The sequence below is a fragment of the Bradyrhizobium sp. JR4.1 genome (genome assembly GCF_040548605.1).
GTDB lineage: Bacteria > Pseudomonadota > Alphaproteobacteria > Rhizobiales > Xanthobacteraceae > Bradyrhizobium > Bradyrhizobium canariense.
In genome coordinates this window covers 128,244-144,696 of the sequence record NZ_JBEPRY010000006.1, presented here as the reverse complement: position 1 = coordinate 144,696, position 16,453 = coordinate 128,244, and the positions used below count along the sequence as shown (strand labels likewise).

General features: G+C 64.7%; 21 protein-coding genes and 1 pseudogene. 12 read left to right on the top strand and 10 right to left on the bottom strand.

Going from position 1 to position 16,453, the window contains the following annotated elements; genetic code table 11:
- The first annotated feature begins 23 nt into the window (after positions 1-23).
- The 3 genes from ABIB90_RS15820 to ABIB90_RS15810 all read left to right on the top strand — a co-directional run bounded on the left by ABIB90_RS15820 (position 24) and on the right by ABIB90_RS15810 (position 1,884).
- Positions 24-791, top strand: coding sequence for an SDR family NAD(P)-dependent oxidoreductase (locus ABIB90_RS15820; protein WP_007600732.1), 768 nt, complete (start codon positions 24-26; stop codon positions 789-791).
- Positions 792-1,013: 222 nt separating this feature from the next.
- Positions 1,014-1,262, top strand: a complete 249-nt coding sequence (locus tag ABIB90_RS15815; RefSeq protein ID WP_027519697.1) for a helix-turn-helix domain-containing protein — start codon at positions 1,014-1,016, stop codon at positions 1,260-1,262.
- Between the two features lie 112 nt (positions 1,263-1,374).
- The gene (locus ABIB90_RS15810) at positions 1,375-1,884 is read left to right on the top strand and encodes a collagen-like domain-containing protein (RefSeq protein ID WP_007600730.1); all 510 of its coding nucleotides are present in this window, start codon (positions 1,375-1,377) and stop codon (positions 1,882-1,884) included.
- A gap of 15 nt (positions 1,885-1,899) precedes the next feature.
- Here the strand turns inward: ABIB90_RS15810 and ABIB90_RS15805 are convergent, their stop codons facing one another.
- Together ABIB90_RS15805 and ABIB90_RS15800 are read right to left on the bottom strand one after the other, a co-directional pair.
- Positions 1,900-2,115 (bottom strand): hypothetical protein, encoded by a 216-nt coding sequence (locus tag ABIB90_RS15805; protein ID WP_007600728.1) that lies wholly within the window; start codon positions 2,113-2,115, stop codon positions 1,900-1,902.
- Positions 2,116-2,211: 96 nt separating this feature from the next.
- Positions 2,212-2,478 carry a DUF2277 domain-containing protein gene (locus tag ABIB90_RS15800; protein ID WP_007600726.1) on the bottom strand — a complete coding sequence of 89 codons (267 nt, stop codon included), beginning with the start codon at positions 2,476-2,478 and terminating at the stop codon, positions 2,212-2,214.
- Positions 2,479-2,603: 125 nt separating this feature from the next.
- Here ABIB90_RS15800 and ABIB90_RS15795 point away from each other — a divergent pair, with 125 nt between their 5' ends.
- From ABIB90_RS15795 to ABIB90_RS15780, 4 genes and pseudogenes are all read left to right on the top strand, one after another.
- A complete protein-coding gene (locus ABIB90_RS15795) occupies positions 2,604-3,680 on the top strand; it encodes an alpha/beta fold hydrolase (protein WP_354201079.1) in 1,077 nt (358 codons plus the stop codon).
- A gap of 171 nt (positions 3,681-3,851) precedes the next feature.
- Entirely contained in the window at positions 3,852-4,196 is a 345-nt protein-coding gene (locus tag ABIB90_RS15790) for a hypothetical protein (protein ID WP_007600723.1), read from the top strand.
- A gap of 60 nt (positions 4,197-4,256) precedes the next feature.
- Positions 4,257-4,469 (top strand): annotated as a pseudogene (locus ABIB90_RS15785) (DoxX family protein); the annotation flags it as partial.
- Positions 4,470-4,500: 31 nt separating this feature from the next.
- On the top strand, positions 4,501-5,103 hold the full coding sequence (locus ABIB90_RS15780) for an MSMEG_1061 family FMN-dependent PPOX-type flavoprotein (protein ID WP_007600722.1): 603 nt from the start codon (positions 4,501-4,503) through the stop codon (positions 5,101-5,103).
- Positions 5,104-5,233: 130 nt separating this feature from the next.
- Here ABIB90_RS15780 and bfr read toward each other — a convergent pair whose 3' ends face one another.
- From bfr to ABIB90_RS15765, 3 genes are all read right to left on the bottom strand, one after another.
- Entirely contained in the window at positions 5,234-5,722 is a 489-nt protein-coding gene (bfr, locus tag ABIB90_RS15775) for a bacterioferritin (protein WP_007600720.1), read from the bottom strand.
- A 132-nt stretch (positions 5,723-5,854) separates the two neighbouring features.
- Complete coding sequence (locus tag ABIB90_RS15770; RefSeq protein ID WP_007600718.1) at positions 5,855-6,127, bottom strand: (2Fe-2S)-binding protein; 273 nt, start codon at positions 6,125-6,127, stop codon at positions 5,855-5,857.
- Between the two features lie 161 nt (positions 6,128-6,288).
- Positions 6,289-6,588, bottom strand: coding sequence for a hypothetical protein (locus ABIB90_RS15765; RefSeq protein ID WP_354201078.1), 300 nt, complete (start codon positions 6,586-6,588; stop codon positions 6,289-6,291).
- A gap of 135 nt (positions 6,589-6,723) precedes the next feature.
- On the opposite strand from ABIB90_RS15765, the gene ABIB90_RS15760 reads away from it, so the two are divergent.
- Positions 6,724-7,068, top strand: coding sequence for a hypothetical protein (locus tag ABIB90_RS15760; protein WP_219685473.1), 345 nt, complete (start codon positions 6,724-6,726; stop codon positions 7,066-7,068).
- Between the two features lie 212 nt (positions 7,069-7,280).
- Complete coding sequence (locus ABIB90_RS15755; protein WP_354201077.1) at positions 7,281-7,562, top strand: hypothetical protein; 282 nt, start codon at positions 7,281-7,283, stop codon at positions 7,560-7,562.
- An 89-nt stretch (positions 7,563-7,651) separates the two neighbouring features.
- Here ABIB90_RS15755 and ABIB90_RS15750 read toward each other — a convergent pair whose 3' ends face one another.
- Positions 7,652-8,875 (bottom strand): lytic murein transglycosylase, encoded by a 1,224-nt coding sequence (locus ABIB90_RS15750; protein WP_354201076.1) that lies wholly within the window; start codon positions 8,873-8,875, stop codon positions 7,652-7,654.
- 7 nt (positions 8,876-8,882) lie between these two features.
- Positions 8,883-10,532, bottom strand: a complete 1,650-nt coding sequence (gene ettA, locus ABIB90_RS15745) for an energy-dependent translational throttle protein EttA (protein ID WP_007600707.1) — start codon at positions 10,530-10,532, stop codon at positions 8,883-8,885.
- 232 nt (positions 10,533-10,764) lie between these two features.
- Between ettA and ABIB90_RS15740 the strand changes: the two genes are divergently transcribed.
- Both ABIB90_RS15740 and ABIB90_RS15735 read left to right on the top strand, forming a co-directional pair.
- Complete coding sequence (locus ABIB90_RS15740; protein ID WP_027519710.1) at positions 10,765-10,980, top strand: hypothetical protein; 216 nt, start codon at positions 10,765-10,767, stop codon at positions 10,978-10,980.
- 104 nt (positions 10,981-11,084) lie between these two features.
- Positions 11,085-12,047: a D-2-hydroxyacid dehydrogenase family protein gene (locus tag ABIB90_RS15735; RefSeq protein WP_354201075.1), complete on the top strand. Its 963-nt coding sequence runs from the start codon at positions 11,085-11,087 to the stop codon at positions 12,045-12,047.
- A gap of 4 nt (positions 12,048-12,051) precedes the next feature.
- Here the strand turns inward: ABIB90_RS15735 and ABIB90_RS15730 are convergent, their stop codons facing one another.
- Both ABIB90_RS15730 and ABIB90_RS15725 read right to left on the bottom strand, forming a co-directional pair.
- Complete coding sequence (locus tag ABIB90_RS15730) at positions 12,052-13,020, bottom strand: NAD-dependent epimerase/dehydratase family protein (protein WP_354201074.1); 969 nt, start codon at positions 13,018-13,020, stop codon at positions 12,052-12,054.
- Between the two features lie 156 nt (positions 13,021-13,176).
- Positions 13,177-14,364, bottom strand: a complete 1,188-nt coding sequence (locus ABIB90_RS15725; RefSeq protein WP_354201073.1) for a L,D-transpeptidase family protein — start codon at positions 14,362-14,364, stop codon at positions 13,177-13,179.
- Between the two features lie 322 nt (positions 14,365-14,686).
- Here ABIB90_RS15725 and ABIB90_RS15720 point away from each other — a divergent pair, with 322 nt between their 5' ends.
- On the top strand, positions 14,687-15,529 hold the full coding sequence (locus ABIB90_RS15720; RefSeq protein ID WP_354201162.1) for a hypothetical protein: 843 nt from the start codon (positions 14,687-14,689) through the stop codon (positions 15,527-15,529).
- A gap of 2 nt (positions 15,530-15,531) precedes the next feature.
- Here the strand turns inward: ABIB90_RS15720 and sseA are convergent, their stop codons facing one another.
- Positions 15,532-16,389 carry a 3-mercaptopyruvate sulfurtransferase gene (gene sseA / locus ABIB90_RS15715; protein WP_354201072.1) on the bottom strand — a complete coding sequence of 286 codons (858 nt, stop codon included), beginning with the start codon at positions 16,387-16,389 and terminating at the stop codon, positions 15,532-15,534.
- Positions 16,390-16,453: the final 64 nt, after the last annotated feature.

The following is a 16,453-nucleotide window of genomic DNA, read 5'->3' as shown; positions in this document are numbered from 1 at the left end:
AAAGAAATCGGGAGGAAATTGTCATGGCATTGCTCGCAAACCACATCGCAATCGTCACGGGCGCCGGTTCGGGCATCGGCCGGGCCATCGCGGCCGGCTACGCCCGCGAGGGCGCGCAAGTGGTGCTGCTCGACGTCAACGCCGACACGGTCGCGGAAGCCGCCGAGGGAATCCGCAAGTCCGGCGGCAAGGCCGAGAGCTTTGCGCTCGATGTCACCAAACGCGACGACTGCTTCGCGCTCGCCAAGCAAGTCGCCGACGAGGTCGGGCAGGTCTCGATCCTCGTCAACAATGCCGGGATCACTCGCCGCAACGCCTTCACCGCGGAGACGGAGACGGTGGCGAAGGACTGGAACGACATCATCTCGCTCAACCTCAACGGCGTCTTCAACATGACGCAGGCGTTCCTGAGCCCGTTGCGCGTAGCGAAGGGCCGCATCGTCAATATCGGCTCGATTCAGTCCTTCGTGCATCTGCGCACGCCGAGCTCGGCGGCCTACACCACCTCGAAACACGGCGTGCTCGGCTTCACCAAGGCGCTCGCGGTCGAGCTCGGCAAGGAGGGCGTGCGCGTCAATGCGATCGGGCCGGGCTTCATCGAGACCAACATCAACGCCAATGTGCGCGCGACCAATCCGGCGCTTGTGCAGGCCTTCGTCGATCACACCCCGCTGGCGCGCACCGGCAAGCCCGAGGACATCGTGGGTCCCGCGATCTTCCTTGCGTCGGACATGTCGGCCTACGTCACGGGAACGATCGTGATGGTGGATGGCGGATACCGGACGGTGTGAGCGGGATGATGCCTGCTTGGTAATGCGGAGTATGCTCGCGGGAACATGCAATCCGTGCCAATCGCGGCGGTGCGGCGGCATTCCCAAGGTCAATTGGTGCGATCGCCCCGCGGTTAACCTTTCGTTAACCAAACCCGCCCACCGTAGATTTACGGCTTGGGGGTCGTTTGTTCTCGATCCGCTTCCAAAGAGGGAGGCGGGCGTTGATCGGGGAGTGTGTCGATGACCACTGTTCATGTCGCTGCGTCCGAACCGGGCGCATATTTCCTTTCACCGAACCAGATCGTTCCGCTGCTGATCGGCGCGACCGTCGACGAGGTCGAGCGTGAGCTCGTGCTGCAGACGCTCGCCCGTTGCGACGGCAATCGCACGCGCGCCTCGCGCGTGCTCGGCCTCTCGGTGCGCACGCTGCGCAACAAGATCAGGCTCTACGCCGCCTCCGGCATCGAGGTGCCGGCCTATCACGACTAGCGCGCGACGTGCGGCCGATTGGTGTTGATCAAGCCCAGGCGCGAGCCCGGCGGAATTGCCGCTGTCGTCAAACGCCGCTAATTAGCTTGCTTCCGGTCAAGGGAGCAGCGGCGTGGCAGACGAACAAAAACGGCAGGGACCTCAGGGACCGCGCGGACGGCAGGGCGAACCGGGGCGGCCGGGACCACAGGGCCATCCGGGCAAGCGGGGCCCCGATGGCGCGCGTGGCAAGCCGGGGCCGCAGGGCAAGCCGGGTCCGATCGGAAAGGCCGGACCACTGGGCAAGCCCGGCCCGCAAGGCAAGCAGGGCGAAGCCGGACCGCGCGGGGCAGCCGGTGCACAGGGACCTGTCGGACCGCAAGGGCCGGCGGGGCCGCAAGGCCCGCGTGGTGAGGCCGGTCCGCCCGGCCCATTGCCGTCGATCGAGCAGGTGCTGCCGTGGCTCGATCAACTGTTCGACGCCTGGGACGAGCGCCGTCGCCAGCGCGAGCGTGAAGCCGCCGAGCGCGAGGCGCTGGAGGCAGCCGTGCAGGAGACCGACGACGCGCCCCTCGGTGACGAGGACGAGGACAGCGAAGGCGACAATCACAGGAAGAAGAAGAAAAAGAAGAAGCACGGCTAGGACTGACAGACGAATCTATTTCGTCCCATTCTCGCGTCGCGGCAGCATGCCCATACGCTCGAACTGCCAGCGCATGGCGCGGTACCAGAGATAACCGACCGCTGCGCCGCACAAGGCCAGGATCACGACGTTCGCGCTCGAGAACGAACCGCTCCACCACGTCATCCACGCTGTCCACAGCAGCGTGAAAACGACGGCACCTGCTTTCAGCGGAAGAAGAGGGCGGCTCATGGTCGTGCTCCCGGGTGTCAAAAGCCCGGCGAACATCATCGCGCGTTGCGACCGCTTTCACCGTGAGCCAGATCACGGAACGGACCTTCGAGCCGCCTAGCCGAAGCGCAGCCGCGAACGTTCCTTGGCCTTTTCCGCCTCGGCCTCACGGTCGCGTGCCGGGGCGTGGGTGTGCAGCGACGTCAGGAGTTTTCGCGCAGCCTCCGCGACCTCCGCCACCGCACGATCGAAGGCCGCCTCGTTGGCCTGCGAAGGCTTGTTAAAGCCGGACAGTTTCCGAACGAACTGGAGCGCGCTGGCGTGGATCTCATCCTCCGTCGCCTCCGGCTCGAAGTTGAACAGCGTCTTGATGTTGCGGCACATGCACTCTCTCCTGACCTTTCCCTCGAGGACGACCGGCGAAAACGAAATCCTACATCCTTCCGGACAGTTCTGCTAAGTTCCGCCGCAACGCGGCCGCCGACCAGAGCCGCACGGGGGAAATAGACATGAAAGCTTCTTGCGCGGCGCTGTCAGCCATCCTGTTGTCCGTCTCTGTGTCGGCCATCTCGACGTTCGCATGGGCGGCCGATTATCCGGCACCGAAGCAGGGCGACTGGGTCGTCAGGGATTTCAAGTTCCACACCGGCGAGACCATGCCGGAGCTGAAGCTGCACTACACCACCGTGGGTGAGCCGAGCGGCCAGCCGGTCCTGGTGCTGCACGGAACCGGCGGCTCGGGCGCGAGCATGCTGTCACCAGCCTTTGCCGGCGAGCTGTTCGGCGCGGGGCAGCCGCTGGATGCCTCCAAATATTACATCATCATCCCCGACAATATCGGCCATGGCAAATCGTCAAAACCGTCCGACGGGATGAAGACGAGCTTCCCGAAATACGATTACGAGGACATGGTCGAAGCCCAGTATCGCCTGGTGACGGAAGGGCTTGGCGTCAAGCACCTGCGGCTCGTCATCGGCAATTCCATGGGCGGCATGCACACCTGGTTGTGGGGCGAGAAATATCCGAAGGCGATGGACGCGCTGATCCCGATGGCCTCGCAGCCGACCGAGATGGCGTCGCGCAACTGGATGCTGCGGCGGATCATGCTCGACACCATCCGCAGCGATCCCGACTACAATGGCGGCAATTACACCGGCCAGCCGCGCATGATGAAATACGCGATCACCGCCTACGGCATCGCGAGCATCGGCGGAACGCTGGCCTATCAATCGCAGGCGCCGACGGCAGCGAAGGCCGACAAGATCGTCGACGAGCGGCTGGCCATGGCGATCACCGCAGATGCCAACGACTTCGTCTACCAGTGGGAGTCCTCGCATGACTACAATGCCCGCGAGAAGCTGGAGGCGATCGAAGCGTCGCTGCTGCTGATCAATTCCGCCGACGACGAACGCAACCCGCCTGAGACCGGCCTCACGGACGCTGCGATGACGCGGGTCAAGAACGGCAAACTGTATCTCATCCCAGCAAGCACGGAGACGCGCGGCCACGGCACCACGGGGAACGCCAAATTCTACAGCGAGCAGGTCCGGCAGTTTCTGCAAACCGCGCCGCAGCGGACGATGTAGGATTGCCAGGCTTGCCGCCATGTTCGCCATGCATCATAGGCGGCGCCTCGACGCCGCATATTATTTGAGCATGCATTGCGCTGACAGGTCGGGCTTAATCGCATCAACGATACGAATCGACGCGCGGGGCAATCGCGCGCCAATGGCACGACACGCGATGAGGAGGATCGCATGCACAGGCTCGTACTGTGCGTTTGGCTGGCGGCGCTGACGGGCGCAGCGTTCGCGTTCGACAACGGGCAATATGATCACGTCCCGCCTGACATCCGCGCCTGGTTCAAGAGCGTGATCGCACCGAACGGCGTGCCCTGCTGCGACGTCTCCGACGGCCATCGCACTGAGTACGACGTGCGCAGCGGCGCCTATTGGGTGCCGATCGAGGGACAATGGATGGAGGTGCCCGAGCGCGCCATCATCCGCGACCGCGGCAATCCGGTCGGCCAGGCCGTAGTGTGGTACGTCCATCACCGCGGCGCCATCATCATCAGTTGCTTCGTGCCGGCGGATGCGGTGTAGCGCGATAGCGCCTCGACGCGGTGCTAGCTCGGCCGATGGTTCCTGTGAACGACAGAACGCGCGCTTGCGCTCTATGCGCTTTGCGTGTGGGCGGCAAACATCAAGCATGTCCTGGAGGGCATCGACCTTCCACGCATCCCCAACAGCTGGCTCTACCACGGGCCGCGGCTGGCGCTTCAGCCGGTCCTGATCGGGCGGGCTCTGTATTGCGCTGGCGTGATCGAGTGGCCGCGGCGGCGTGACAAGGGGGATAGCGATCGCGCCGGGAGATGATATTCTCAGGCATTCCACCAGGGAGACCTTCGTGACTGATCTTTGCGCCGAAGACCTCGCCACCATCTATGCCCAGCCGAGCCCACGCGTGATCGCGAAAGCGCGCCCCGCGATCGATGCGCATGCGAAGAAATTCATCGAGATGTCACCGTTCTGCGTGCTCGCGACGTCGGGAGCGGACGGCAGCGTCGATGCCTCACCACGCGGCGGCGGCGTTGGCTTCGTCCACGTCGCCGGCCCCAACCAGCTGCTGATGCCTGATCGCTCCGGCAACAACCGGATCGACAGTTTTCGAAATGTCGTCGAGGGCTCGGGCTTCGTGCATCTGTTGTTCTTCGTCCCCGGATTCGACGAGACGCTGCGCGTCGGCGGCCGCGGCACGCTGTCCGCCGATCCGGACCTGCTCGCCTCGATGGTGGAGTTTGGCAAGCCGCCGCGCGCGGTGCTGAACCTCGCCGTCAGCGAAGTCTATTTCCACTGCGGCAAGGCCCTGATGCGCTCGAAGCTGTGGTCGTCCGAGAAGGTGCCGCGCTCGGTGATGCCGAGCATCGTCGAGGTGGTCCACGAGCAAACCGGCCTTGGTGAGCCGCAGAGTCAGGAGATCGTGGAAGAGCTCTACAAGACGCAGTTGTAGCCGGCTTTCGAACCGCACACGGGCGTCATGCCCGTGCTTGTCCCGGGCATCCACGTCTTCGTTGCAGGGTAGCACGTGGATGGCCGGGACAAGCCCGGCCATGACGAATGGAGAGTGCGGAGTAAGGGACCTAGTGTCCCTCGCCCTCGAGCCCGCCAACGTGCTTCTGGGTGTAGAGTTCGAGGCCGATGCGGCCGATCAGGTCGAGCTGGGTCTCGAGGAAGTCGATGTGGTGCTCCTCGTCGCTCATCAGCTTCTCGAACAGGTCGCGCGTCACATAATCCTTGACGCTGTGGCAGTAGGTCGCCGCTTCCTGGTAGAGCGCCCGCGCGCTCATCTCGGCAGCGAGATCGCACTCGATGATCTCCTTGACGTTCTGGCCGATACGCAAGGGATCGAGCACCTGCATGTTCGGGAAGCCGTCGAAGAACAGGATCCGCTCGGTCAGCTTGTCGGCGTGCTCCATCTCCTCGATGGACTCCTTGCGCCAGACCTTGGACATATCCCGCAGGCCCCAATTGTCGAGGAAGCGGTAGTGCAGCCAGTACTGGTTGATTGCAGTCAGCTCGTGACGCAGTGCCTTGTTGAGATAATCGATAACTTTTGCGTCGCCCTGCATGGTTCACTCCAGCTCTTGCAGTCCAAATCGGCCGTAAACCGAATTTAGAACGCTTCTAAATGAGTTTGAAGACTGGAGCAACCGGCTACGGGACGCAGCCGGTGAAATGCTCAGCCAGGGTTGCGGAAGATTTCAGCAGGCCGCGAGGGCGAACTCGGCCGGCTGGGCCGTCTCGTCATTGGCCGCCACAGTGTGGTTGTGCGGACAGCCGGAGCAGCAGGACGTGGCACAGGGGCCGAGTGCTTCGTCGATAATGGTCTTGATCGTCCGAGCGCAGCGGCCGCATTCGGCGCTACAGCCGAGACACCCATAGACCTGCTTGGCATGGCGCACAGCGTCGTCGGACTCGGCGACGGCGGCGCGGATGTCGTCATCGCTCAGCACGTTACAGGAACAAACGATCATGGAAGCGGCAGGCCCTTTGGTGATGCGCCATCATCGATATTTAAGGGGCCGGCCGGATGCAAAAGGAAAAAGCGGAATTTGAAGCTATTCCAAACTAGCCCGGAAACAGCCTAGAACGGCTCTAAAATAGGGCCTTGCGCTGGATCAAGATTGCGGCGGATCTAGTCGCCCCCGCCGCCTCCACCATCGCCGCCGCCCCCGCAATCTCCGCCACTACTGCCGCTATCGCTGCTGGAACAGCTGCCGCCGTCGGTCGAGCTGCCGGAACTATCGCTGGAAAACCAGCTCCCAAACGAGGAGCCGTCGCTCGTGCCGGTGGCGGTGTCGCCACCGCCATTGCCGCCGGCCCCGGCGCGGGAGCGCCGCTGGCTGCGGTTCTGAAGATGGGTGATCCAGCCGTAGCCGATCGCGAAGACGACCCCGGCAGCGATCAATGCATTTATCATCGCGTTACCCATCATCGCCCTCCCCCGGCTGAGCTGCGGTCCATGTTAATTGGTCGCCCCCGGCAAAGGTGCCGTTCATTGATCATTCAATCGAAATATGGAACTTTACCCTCAAAGAGTTCCCGTGTGCTTTGTTCGAAAGGTCAGCCAATGAAGAAGTCGCTCCTGGCAATCGCTGCCGTCGCCGCGGTGGCCCTTAGCGCCGCTACACCAGCCCAGGCGCAACGCGGCGTCGCGGCGGGCGTGGCAGCCGGAATCATCGGCGGCGCCATTGTCGGCGGGGCGCTGGCCTCTCCGTATTATTACGGACCGGGCCCCGGCCCCGGCTACGCATATGGTCCGGGATATAGCCCGGGCTACTATCCGCCGCGCTACTACGCACCGGGCCCGGGCTACGTCGCCGACGACTATTATGGCGACGGCTGCGTCTGGCAGAAGCAGCGCTTCTGGGACGGTTATGCCTGGCGCGTCCGCCGCGTCAGAGTCTGTGGCTGAAGTCGCCCCAAGCAGATTCATTCCAGATGCGCCGTTCATCTCCGGGCCTGAAAAAGACCGCTTTTTCTCGTCACAGCTCCGTGTGCGTTTACCGCGGATTGACCATTTGCGCGCTTCCTAACTGCAAGGCCAATTCCATCAGAGTCTGCGTGAACCTTTGAACCCCGGACGCTCCTAACAAGGAGCATCCATCTCTCAGGAGAGCCAAGAGTATGAAGAAGACTTTAGTTGCCGCCCTTACGGTTGCGACGATCGCCGGTTCGCTGGTGACCGCCACTCCGTCCGCCCAAGCCCATGACGGCGTCGGCGCCGGCATCGCAGCCGGCCTGATCGGCGGCGCAATCGTCGGCGGTGCCATCGCATCGAGCCGTCCCGCCTATGGCGGACCGGTTTATGTGGCCGAGCCCGGCCCGCCGCCGCCCTGCTACTGGCAGCGCCAGCGCTACTGGGACGGCTACGGCTGGACCGTCCGCCCGGTTCGCGTTTGCTACTGATCTGATCGCACGGCGTTCATGAGCGCCGCGATCGAAGCCCGGCCGAGCACCTCGGCCGGGCTTTTTCTTTGGCGAAGAACTGCGGCTCGCTATCGCGCCTGGATCGAGCGCAGCACCTCTTCGCTCGGCCAGCAATCGACCTTGAGGCCTGCCGACTTCTGGTAGGCGCCGAGCGCAGCGCGCGTCTGCATGCCCGCCTTGCCGTCGATCTTGTCCTTGTAGAGCCCGACGCGCGTGAGCCCGCGCTGCATCGCCTCGACATCCTTGGTGCGCAATTGCTTCGAGGCAGACCACGGCGTCGCGAACGGCTGCGGGCTCGTCATGCGGTCGGCGAGATGGCCGACGAACAGCACGTAGAGATCGGAGAAATTGTATTCCTTGATCACGAAGTAGTTCTTCGTGGTCAGGAAGGACGGGCCGTAGATGCCTTCCGGCTGCAGCAGCGAGGCCGGCTGCGCCTGCTCGGCGGCAGTGAGCTTTTGTCCGCGCACCGGCACAAAGCCTTCGCGCAGCCACTGGCCGATCGGCTTCGTCACCTCGGGCACGCCGGCGGTGCAATCGACCTTGGCCGGAGCTTGCACCTCGTAAGCCCAGCGTACGCCGCTCTGCCAGCCCTTGTTGACGAGCTGCTGCGCGGCGGAGGCCAGCGCATCCGGCACCGAATGCCAGATGTCGATGCGGCCGTCGCGGTCGAAATCGACGCCGTGCTTGTAATATTCGGACGGCAGGAATTGCGTGAGCCCGGTCGCGCCGGCCCACGACGAGCGCATGTCCTTGCGTGTCACCACGCCGTCACCGAGAATTTTCAGCGAGAGGATGAACTCGTTGCGATAGGTGTCCTTGCGGCGGCCGACATAGGCCTGCGTCGCCAGCACGCGCACGAGATCGTAAGGCAGCGTGTAGCGGCCATAGTCGGTTTCGCGGCCCCAGATCGCCAGCATGACGGTGGCGGGCACGCCGGAGCTTTTCTCGATCTCCGTCAGCGCGGGACGATATTTTTGCAGCAGCCGCTGCCCCTCGCCCGCGAGGCGCGCGATCGAGGCTTCCCTGACATAGTCGGCCGGCACCTGCACGAACTCGGCCTGCGACGGCGCCCCCGTTGCGGGCCGCCCCGGCAGGATCAGATCCGGCAGCTTGTAGTCAGGCTCGAGCCCGTGCGTCTCTCGCTCGAACGTCGCGCGCGACACGCCGGCGGCCTCCGCGTCCGGCCACAGCGAGGCAATGAACTGCGCGAAGGCGGCGTCGGCAGCGCGGGCGGGCGACAGGCCGCAGGTGATAGCGATCACCGCAGCTATGAGCACCCGCCGCATCATGCTGAGATCACCGCGTCAGCTTCTTGTACTTCACGCGATGCGGAATGATGCTGTCCTGGCCGAGCCGGCGCATCTTGTCCTTCTCGTAGTCCTGGAAGTTGCCCTCGAACCATTCGACATGGCTGTCGCCTTCGAAGGCCAGGATGTGGGTCGCGATGCGATCGAGGAACCAGCGATCATGGCTGATAATGACGGCGCAGCCGGCGAAATCCTCCAGAGCCTCTTCGAGCGCACGCAGCGTGTCGACGTCGAGGTCGTTGGTCGGCTCGTCGAGCAACAGAACGTTAGCGCCGGATTTCAGCATTTTCGCAAGGTGCACGCGGTTGCGTTCGCCGCCGGAGAGCGCGCCGACTTTCTTCTGCTGGTCGGCGCCCTTGAAGTTGAACGACGAACAATAGCCGCGTGAATTGACTTCCCTCTTGCCGAGCAGGATCAGCTCATTGCCGCCGGAGATCTCCTCCCATACGTTCTTGCTGCCATCGAGCGCGTCGCGCGACTGGTCGACGTAACCGAGATGAACGCTCTCGCCGACCGTGATGGTGCCCTTGTCCGGCTCTTCCTGCTTGGTGATCATCCTGAACAGCGTGGTCTTGCCGGCGCCGTTGGCGCCGATCACGCCGACGATTCCGCCGGGCGGCAGCTTGAAAGTGAGATCGTCGATCAGCATGCGATCGCCGAAACCTTTGCTGAGCCCTTCGAAGTCGACCACGTTCTGACCTAGGCGCTCGGCCACTGGAATCGTGATCTGCGCAGTCTGTGTCTGCTTTTCGCTCGCCTGCTTCAGCAGTTCGTCATAGCGCTGATAGCGCGCCTTGGATTTGGCCTGGCGGGCTTTCGGCGAGGACGCGATCCATTCCTGCTCGCGGGCCAGCGTCTTCTGATGCGCAGCGTCCTCGCGGCCCTCCTGCTCGAGCCGCTTCTGTTTCTGCTGCAGCCAGGACGAGTAATTGCCCTCGTAGGGAATGCCCTTGCCGCGATCGAGCTCGAGAATCCAGCTCGTGACGTTGTCGAGGAAGTAGCGGTCATGGGTGACGATCAGGATCGCGCCGGGATAGTTGCGCAGATGGCCTTCCAGCCACGACACCGATTCCGCGTCGAGATGGTTGGTCGGCTCGTCCAGCAGCAACAACTCAGGCTGGTCGAGCAGCAGCTTGCACAGCGCGACTCGGCGGCGCTCACCGCCAGAGAGTTTCGACACGTCGGCATCGTCAGGCGGACAACGCAGCGCGTCCATGGCCTGGTCGACCTTGCTGTCGAGATCCCAGAGGCCCTGGGCCTCGATCTCGTCCTGCAGCTTGGTCATCTCGTCGGCGGTCTCCTCGGAGTAGTTCATCGCCAGTTCGTTGTAGCGATCGAGGATAGCCTTCTGCTTGGCGACGCCCAGCATGACGTTCTCGCGTACGCTGAGTGCCGGATCGAGATGCGGCTCCTGCTCGAGATAGCCGACGCGGGCGCCCTGGGCGACCCAGGCCTCGCCGTTATATTCCTTGTCGAGGCCTGCCATGATCTTGAGCAGCGTCGACTTGCCCGAGCCGTTGACACCGAGCACGCCGATCTTGGCGTCCGGGTAGAAGCTCAGATGAATGTTATCGAGCACCTTCCGGGTCGGGTAGCTCTTGGTCAGGCCCTGCATGAAATAGATGAACTGGCGCGCCATCGGTCCCGAAAACCTTCGATTTGAGGAAATTTGCTTGCCGCCGATGTAGCGATCCCGCCCCCAAAGGGCAATGTTTTCCCTCCGTTCACCACGGATGAATACGGGCCGGACACCATCCCGCCACCGATCCGGACAATTGAAACTATCTTTTAATAAATCAGGCCAAAGCTCGGTTTCGCGCGGAAACAGCGCCACCCGCTCAGAATGAACGGGAGCACAGCGAGACAGCGTCATGGCCATGATCGAGACCCATTCCCTTCCCGTTCCGGCGGAAGCCGGCAGCGCCTCCGCATTTGCCTCGGAGATCAAGGGCTTCTGGAAGCGCTTCTTCGCCACCGCTTTCAACCCCTACCGGCCCGAACTGCATTACATGCGCGGCCCCGGCCCCGCCTGGCGCGCCAAGCACGGCATGAATGCGCCGTTCCGGCTCAAGCCCCGCGACCTCTGAGCCTTTATCACCTGTCGGATTTTTGAAGACGCGAACGGCTTGCGCACGGTCCTGATTGCGCGCAACCATGGCCTGGTTCCACCTCTCGCCATGGAAGAACGCTGATGACGCGGCTGCGCTGTGCAATTCTGGACGACTATTTCAATCTCGCCCTCGAAGTCGCCGATTGGCAAAGCCTGTCCGACCGCATCGACGTCACCGTGTTCAGCCATCCCTTCGCCTCCGAGCAGGCCGCGGCGAGCGCGCTGGCCGATTTCGAGATCGTCTGCGCGATGCGCGAGCGCACCGCGTTCCCGAAGAGCCTGTTCGAGAGCCTGCCAAAGCTGAAGCTGCTGCTGACATCAGGCATGCGCAACGCCTCGATCGACATGGAGGCCGCCAAGGCGCGCGGCGTCACCATCGCCGGCACGCAATATTCACGCGATCCGACTGCGCCCCTCACCATGGGCCTGATCCTGGAACTGACCCGCGGCATCGGCCGCGAGAACGCGCGCATGCATGCGGGCGAGCCCTGGCAGACCTTTGCCGGCGTCGAGATCGAAGGATTGACGCTTGGCGTCGTCGGGCTCGGCAAGCTCGGCAGCAAGATGGCCGGCATTGCGAAGGCGTTCGGCATGAACGTGATCGCCTGGAGCCCGAACCTGACCCCGGAGAAGTGCAAGGATGCCGGCGTCGGCTACGCCACCAAGGAGGAGCTGTTCGCCAAGGCCGATATCGTCAGCATCCATGTGGTGCTGAGCGAGCGCTCGCGCGGGCTGGTCGGGGCTGCCGATCTCGCGCGGATGAAACCGACGGCCTTCCTCGTCAACACCGCGCGCGGGCCGATCGTGGACGAGCAGGCGCTGCTCGAGACGTTGCAGCAGAAGAGGATTGCAGGCGCCGGCATCGACGTATTCTCGGTCGAGCCGCTGCCAACGGAGCATCCCTTCCGCAAGCTCGACAATCTCGTGCTGACGCCGCATCTCGGCTACGCCACCGAGGACGGCTTGCGCATCCACTACAGCCAGATGGTCGAGGCGATCGACGCCTTCACCAAGGGCGGCGAGCTGCCGCGGAAGCTGGCGTGATGCCTCAGGCCGCCGAGCGCTGGCTGGTGGGCTGCCGTGCCGCATCGGCAAAGCCGTCGCGCCAGGAGGCATGCGCCGGCAGCCAGCCGAGCTCGCGCTTGGCCTTGCTGTTGGAGGCTCCGCGCACCTCCGTCATCATCGCAACCATATGCTCGCCCGCAAGCAGGCGCCCGAGCCAGGCGGGAATGTGACGCGGCGGCTTGGCACCGAGCAATTCGGCCAGCGCGGGCAACCAATCCTTCACCTGCGCCGGATGATCGTCGACGATATTGTAGATGCTGCCCGCGCGTCCGCGTTCGACCGCGGCGAGCGTGGCAGAGGCGGCATCTTCGGTGTGAATGAACGACCACGTGCCGCCGCCATCGCCGATCACCGGCACACGCCGGTGGCGCAGCTGGTCGATCATCGCAGGCGAGAGCGTGCCCGTGCCGGGTCCATAGAAGAATCCATAGCGCAGCACGATACCCTCCGGCTTCGTCGAAGCGGTGACGCTTCGCTCCAGATACCGGATTGCCTCAAGCGTGCGTCGCAGCTCTCGCGGCGGATGCGGGTCGAGCTCATCGGTCTCGGTCTTCACCGTTCCCCCGGCGCGACTGAAGGTCCAGCCGCAGAAGCTTTGCGCGATGAAGCGCCTGGCGCCGGCCTCGCGTGCGGCATTCAGCAGAATGTCGGTTCCGCGGGTGCGGAGCTCGTTGGTTCGCGCGAAGGCCCGATCGAAATGCCGGAGGTCCGTGGCGGCCGCGAGATCCGTCATCTGGTGAATGACGGCGTCGGGCTTTGCCGCAATCACCGCAGCGTGCATGCTGCCGGCATCGAGGCCGTCGGCGACGACCGGCTCTGCACCCAATCGACGCACCAAATCTGTTTTTGCCGCATTCCGTGTCGTGCCGATCACCGAATGACCCGCGGCGACCAGCGCCGGAACAAGATACCGACCGACCGCGCCGGTCGCGCCCGCAACAAAGATGCGCATCCTGTGCTCCTCAATTCGTTGCAATCCTCCCGGACGTAATCGAGGTGCGGAGCCGTTCAAGTATGCGCAAGTAGGACTTGCGCGCATGCGTCAAATGATGACGGCGCGTGACCGAAGGTCACGCGCCGTCATCAGATCAATTCTTGCGAGGCCGATTCAGCGCACGGTGACCGGTGCGGGCAGCGGCGGCACCACTGTCGGCTGGGTGCCTCCGACCGGGCCGGCCTGCGCGGCCATCGGAGCGGGGCCGGCAGCGCCGGGCACGGGCGCGGCGGATGCGGTCGCAGTTCCCGGCGGCGGACCACCCGGCATCACGACCACGCGGGTGCCGACCTTGACGCGATCGAACAGGTCGGAGACGTCCTCGTTCAGCATGCCGATGCAGCCGGAGGACACGAACTTGCCGATGGTCGAGGGCTGGTTGGTCCCGTGGATGCGGTAGACGGTCGAGCCGAGATACATCGCGCGGGCGCCGAGCGGATTGCCGGGACCGCCGGCCATGAAGCGCGGCAGATAGGGCTGTCGCTCGATCATCTCGGTCGGCGGATGCCAATCCGGCCACTCGGCCTTGCGGGTGATCTTCTGCACGCCCGTCCAGGTGAAACCGTCGCGGCCGACGCGGACGCCGTAGCGGATCGCACGACCGTTGCCGAGCACGTAATAGAGGTAGGTATTCGGGGTATCGACGATGAGCGTTCCGGCCGGCTCCTTGGTCGCCAGCGAGACCTCCTGGCGGCGCAGGTTCTGCGGCAGCTGCGCCGGAGCGGCGTCAGGCTGCTCCTCGGGCGGCAGCGAGGCGATCGCCATCGGCCGGCCGTCGGCACCCACGGGCGGCTGACCGGCCTGGACCGTTCCGGTCGCGCCGGGACCACCGACCGCCTCGGGCGGACGCAGGCCGTCACTGCCGGGCGCCTGTGCCGGACGATCGGCGTAGATCACCGCGGGCGGGCCGGCAGGGCGGCCATAGCGCGGATCGTCGGGCGACGTCACGGGACCCTGCGGCGGCGCAGCCGAGTAGACGGGGGCACCTGCGGGACGGCCATAACGGGGATCATCCGGCGACATCACCGGACCCTGCGGCGGCGCGGCGGAATACACCGGGGGAGCGCCGGGCGGACGGCCGTAGCGCGGATCCGGGCCGGGCGGCGGCAGCGCTGCCTGCGGCATCGAATCGTCTTCATCGTCCATAGCGTCGAAATTCGGCGCGCGGTCGCCGGGCCGGTATTCGGCTGGCGCGCCATAGCTCGGCGCCTGCTGGACCGGATAGCTCTGAGCCTGTGCGAGCGAGGTTCCCGCCGCAGCGACTGTTGCGGCAGCGCATATCGTCAGAAAATGTTTGATCATCATCGCTCTTGTATAGTCCCCGGGCCCCGTCCGGACCGTTAACGGCCAGATGACGGAAGATAGCGGCACATTCAAGACATTACAGGCGAATTTGTGCCCGATTTGCCGATTTGTGATCCGCAAGACTACCGTTGCCTCCTTGCATCACGGGACGAAAATCAGCCCACGCCCGAGATTGCTGGACTAGCCGGCTCTGTTTTTTACGGAACGGCGCGGAATCGTTGCGGTATGTTCGAATCAGCCTGATTCGCCGCCGCTTTGAGCTTCGATCCCCCGCGTGGCGAACGCGGCAAGCAGTACCGTCACCGCGTTCAGATGGCTCATGGGCCCTGGCCACTTCGCCGCCGGGGCGGAAATTCGCAATCCCTCGATGCTTCCCGGCTTTCGCTTTCTGTTTGCCGCGATCCTGCTGTCAGCCTCCATCCTGGTATTCGGCCTGGGCGCCGCCGCGCTGCTGCGGGCGAGCCACGAGCAGTATGTCAGCAACCCCTCCTGGCGGAATGGTCCGCAGGAGCAGGTGTTTGCACAAGCTCCCGAGCCGGCCCAGCCGGTGCTCGCGGTCCTGCGCGCCGAGCCGGAGGCGGCCACCGATCCGACGCCGTCGCTGCGCGATCAAGTCCCGACCATCGCGCTGCCGATGAGCGAGCCCGAGCCGGTCGTCGTGGTGACAACCGAGACCGACGGTCAGCCGCAGGTCGTTGCAGCTCCGGCTGACGTCCCGGCCGAACCGGCCAATGTCGAGGCCAAGGCCGAGACGACGACGGACGCCGCGGCGCCGGCCTCAAGCAACACGCTTACTCCGGCCGACGCCAGCGCATCCATCGCCGAGGCCAAGCCGGTTTCGATCGCTCTCACAAGCAAACCAACACCTGCCGCCCCCAGCGCAGCCTCGGCTTCGTCCACGTTCGACATGGCGAGCGCGAAGTTCGCCGCATTGAATAACCTGGCGACCACGGCCTGGAAGGATCCGCCGGCGAAGGCCAAGGCCGACGCTAAGGCCGACAGCAGTTCGCCGGAGAGCAAGGCGACCAAGCCGCGGGCGCATCGGCTGAAGAAGCGCCGCCGCATTGTCCGGCGTCCGCCGCCGCCGGTTCAGCAACTCGATCCGTTCGGGCAGCCGCAACCCACCCTCGCCGCAACGACGACCGCGCGCGCACGTCAGTAGGGTTACGCCGGCCCCGTTGCGATCGGCGGTCCCTTTTCCTGGCCCCATTCCGACCATGAGCCGTCGTAGAGCGCGGTGTCAGTGATGCCGAGGCGATAAAGCGCCAGCGTCAGCACGCCGGCAGAGACCCCGGAGCCGCAGCTCGTCACAATCGGCGCATCGAGCCTGACGCCGGCGTTCGTGAAGGCCGCGCGGAGATCATCGAGCGGCTTCATCGTGCCGGTCGCGGCGTCGAACAGCAGGTTATAGGGCACGTTGCGAGCGCCCGGGATATGGCCGGAGCGAATGCCCGCGCGCGGCTCGGGCGCCCGGCCCTCGAACCGGTCGGCGGCGCGCGCGTCGATCACCTGCTCGACACGGCTTTCGACGTTGGCGATCAATTGCTGCATGCTACGCACGCGCTTGGAATCGTAGCTCGCCTTGAACGTCGCGGGCTTCGGCTTCGCCTCGCCACTTTCGACCGGACGCCCCTCGGCGCGCCACTTCTTCAGGCCGCCATTGAGAATGCGCAAATTGCCGTGGCCGAAGGCCAGGAACATCCACCACGCGCGGGGAGCAGCGACCCAGCCGCCGGCATCGTAGAGCACGACAGTATCGGCATTGGAGATGCCGAGTTGGCCGACGTCGCGGCCGAACTGCTCGGCGCTCGGATACATGTGCGGCAGCGGGTTGGAATGGTCCGAGACCGCATCGACGTCGAAGAACACCGCGCCCGGCAGATGCGCGGCGAGGTAATCGTCCTTCGGCAGCGGCAGCACGCCCGGCAGCTTGAAGCTGGCGTCGAGCACCTTGACGTTGGCATCGTTGATGTGGGCGGCGAGCCATTCGGTGGAGACGAGGGGATCGGTGGGGGTGGTCATTGGCTTTTCCTTGCAGTCATTACGGTGCGCGCGCAGCGCGAGAGAGTTTGATACGGCGCGCGGC

Coding starts and splice junctions, on each gene's coding strand:
- ABIB90_RS15820 (WP_007600732.1), top strand. CDS start 24: ATGGCATTGCTCGCAAACCACATCGCAATCGTCACGGGCGCCGGTTCG.
- ABIB90_RS15815 (WP_027519697.1), top strand. CDS start 1,014: ATGACCACTGTTCATGTCGCTGCGTCCGAACCGGGCGCATATTTCCTT.
- ABIB90_RS15805 (WP_007600728.1), bottom strand. CDS start 2,115: ATGAGCCGCCCTCTTCTTCCGCTGAAAGCAGGTGCCGTCGTTTTCACG.
- ABIB90_RS15800 (WP_007600726.1), bottom strand. CDS start 2,478: ATGTGCCGCAACATCAAGACGCTGTTCAACTTCGAGCCGGAGGCGACG.
- ABIB90_RS15795 (WP_354201079.1), top strand. CDS start 2,604: ATGAAAGCTTCTTGCGCGGCGCTGTCAGCCATCCTGTTGTCCGTCTCT.
- ABIB90_RS15790 (WP_007600723.1), top strand. CDS start 3,852: ATGCACAGGCTCGTACTGTGCGTTTGGCTGGCGGCGCTGACGGGCGCA.
- bfr (WP_007600720.1), bottom strand. CDS start 5,722: ATGCAGGGCGACGCAAAAGTTATCGATTATCTCAACAAGGCACTGCGT.
- ABIB90_RS15770 (WP_007600718.1), bottom strand. CDS start 6,127: ATGATCGTTTGTTCCTGTAACGTGCTGAGCGATGACGACATCCGCGCC.
- ABIB90_RS15765 (WP_354201078.1), bottom strand. CDS start 6,588: ATGATGGGTAACGCGATGATAAATGCATTGATCGCTGCCGGGGTCGTC.
- ABIB90_RS15760 (WP_219685473.1), top strand. CDS start 6,724: ATGAAGAAGTCGCTCCTGGCAATCGCTGCCGTCGCCGCGGTGGCCCTT.
- ABIB90_RS15755 (WP_354201077.1), top strand. CDS start 7,281: ATGAAGAAGACTTTAGTTGCCGCCCTTACGGTTGCGACGATCGCCGGT.
- ABIB90_RS15750 (WP_354201076.1), bottom strand. CDS start 8,875: ATGATGCGGCGGGTGCTCATAGCTGCGGTGATCGCTATCACCTGCGGC.
- ettA (WP_007600707.1), bottom strand. CDS start 10,532: ATGGCGCGCCAGTTCATCTATTTCATGCAGGGCCTGACCAAGAGCTAC.
- ABIB90_RS15740 (WP_027519710.1), top strand. CDS start 10,765: ATGGCCATGATCGAGACCCATTCCCTTCCCGTTCCGGCGGAAGCCGGC.
- ABIB90_RS15735 (WP_354201075.1), top strand. CDS start 11,085: ATGACGCGGCTGCGCTGTGCAATTCTGGACGACTATTTCAATCTCGCC.
- ABIB90_RS15730 (WP_354201074.1), bottom strand. CDS start 13,020: ATGCGCATCTTTGTTGCGGGCGCGACCGGCGCGGTCGGTCGGTATCTT.
- ABIB90_RS15725 (WP_354201073.1), bottom strand. CDS start 14,364: ATGATCAAACATTTTCTGACGATATGCGCTGCCGCAACAGTCGCTGCG.
- ABIB90_RS15720 (WP_354201162.1), top strand. CDS start 14,687: ATGGGCCCTGGCCACTTCGCCGCCGGGGCGGAAATTCGCAATCCCTCG.
- sseA (WP_354201072.1), bottom strand. CDS start 16,389: ATGACCACCCCCACCGATCCCCTCGTCTCCACCGAATGGCTCGCCGCC.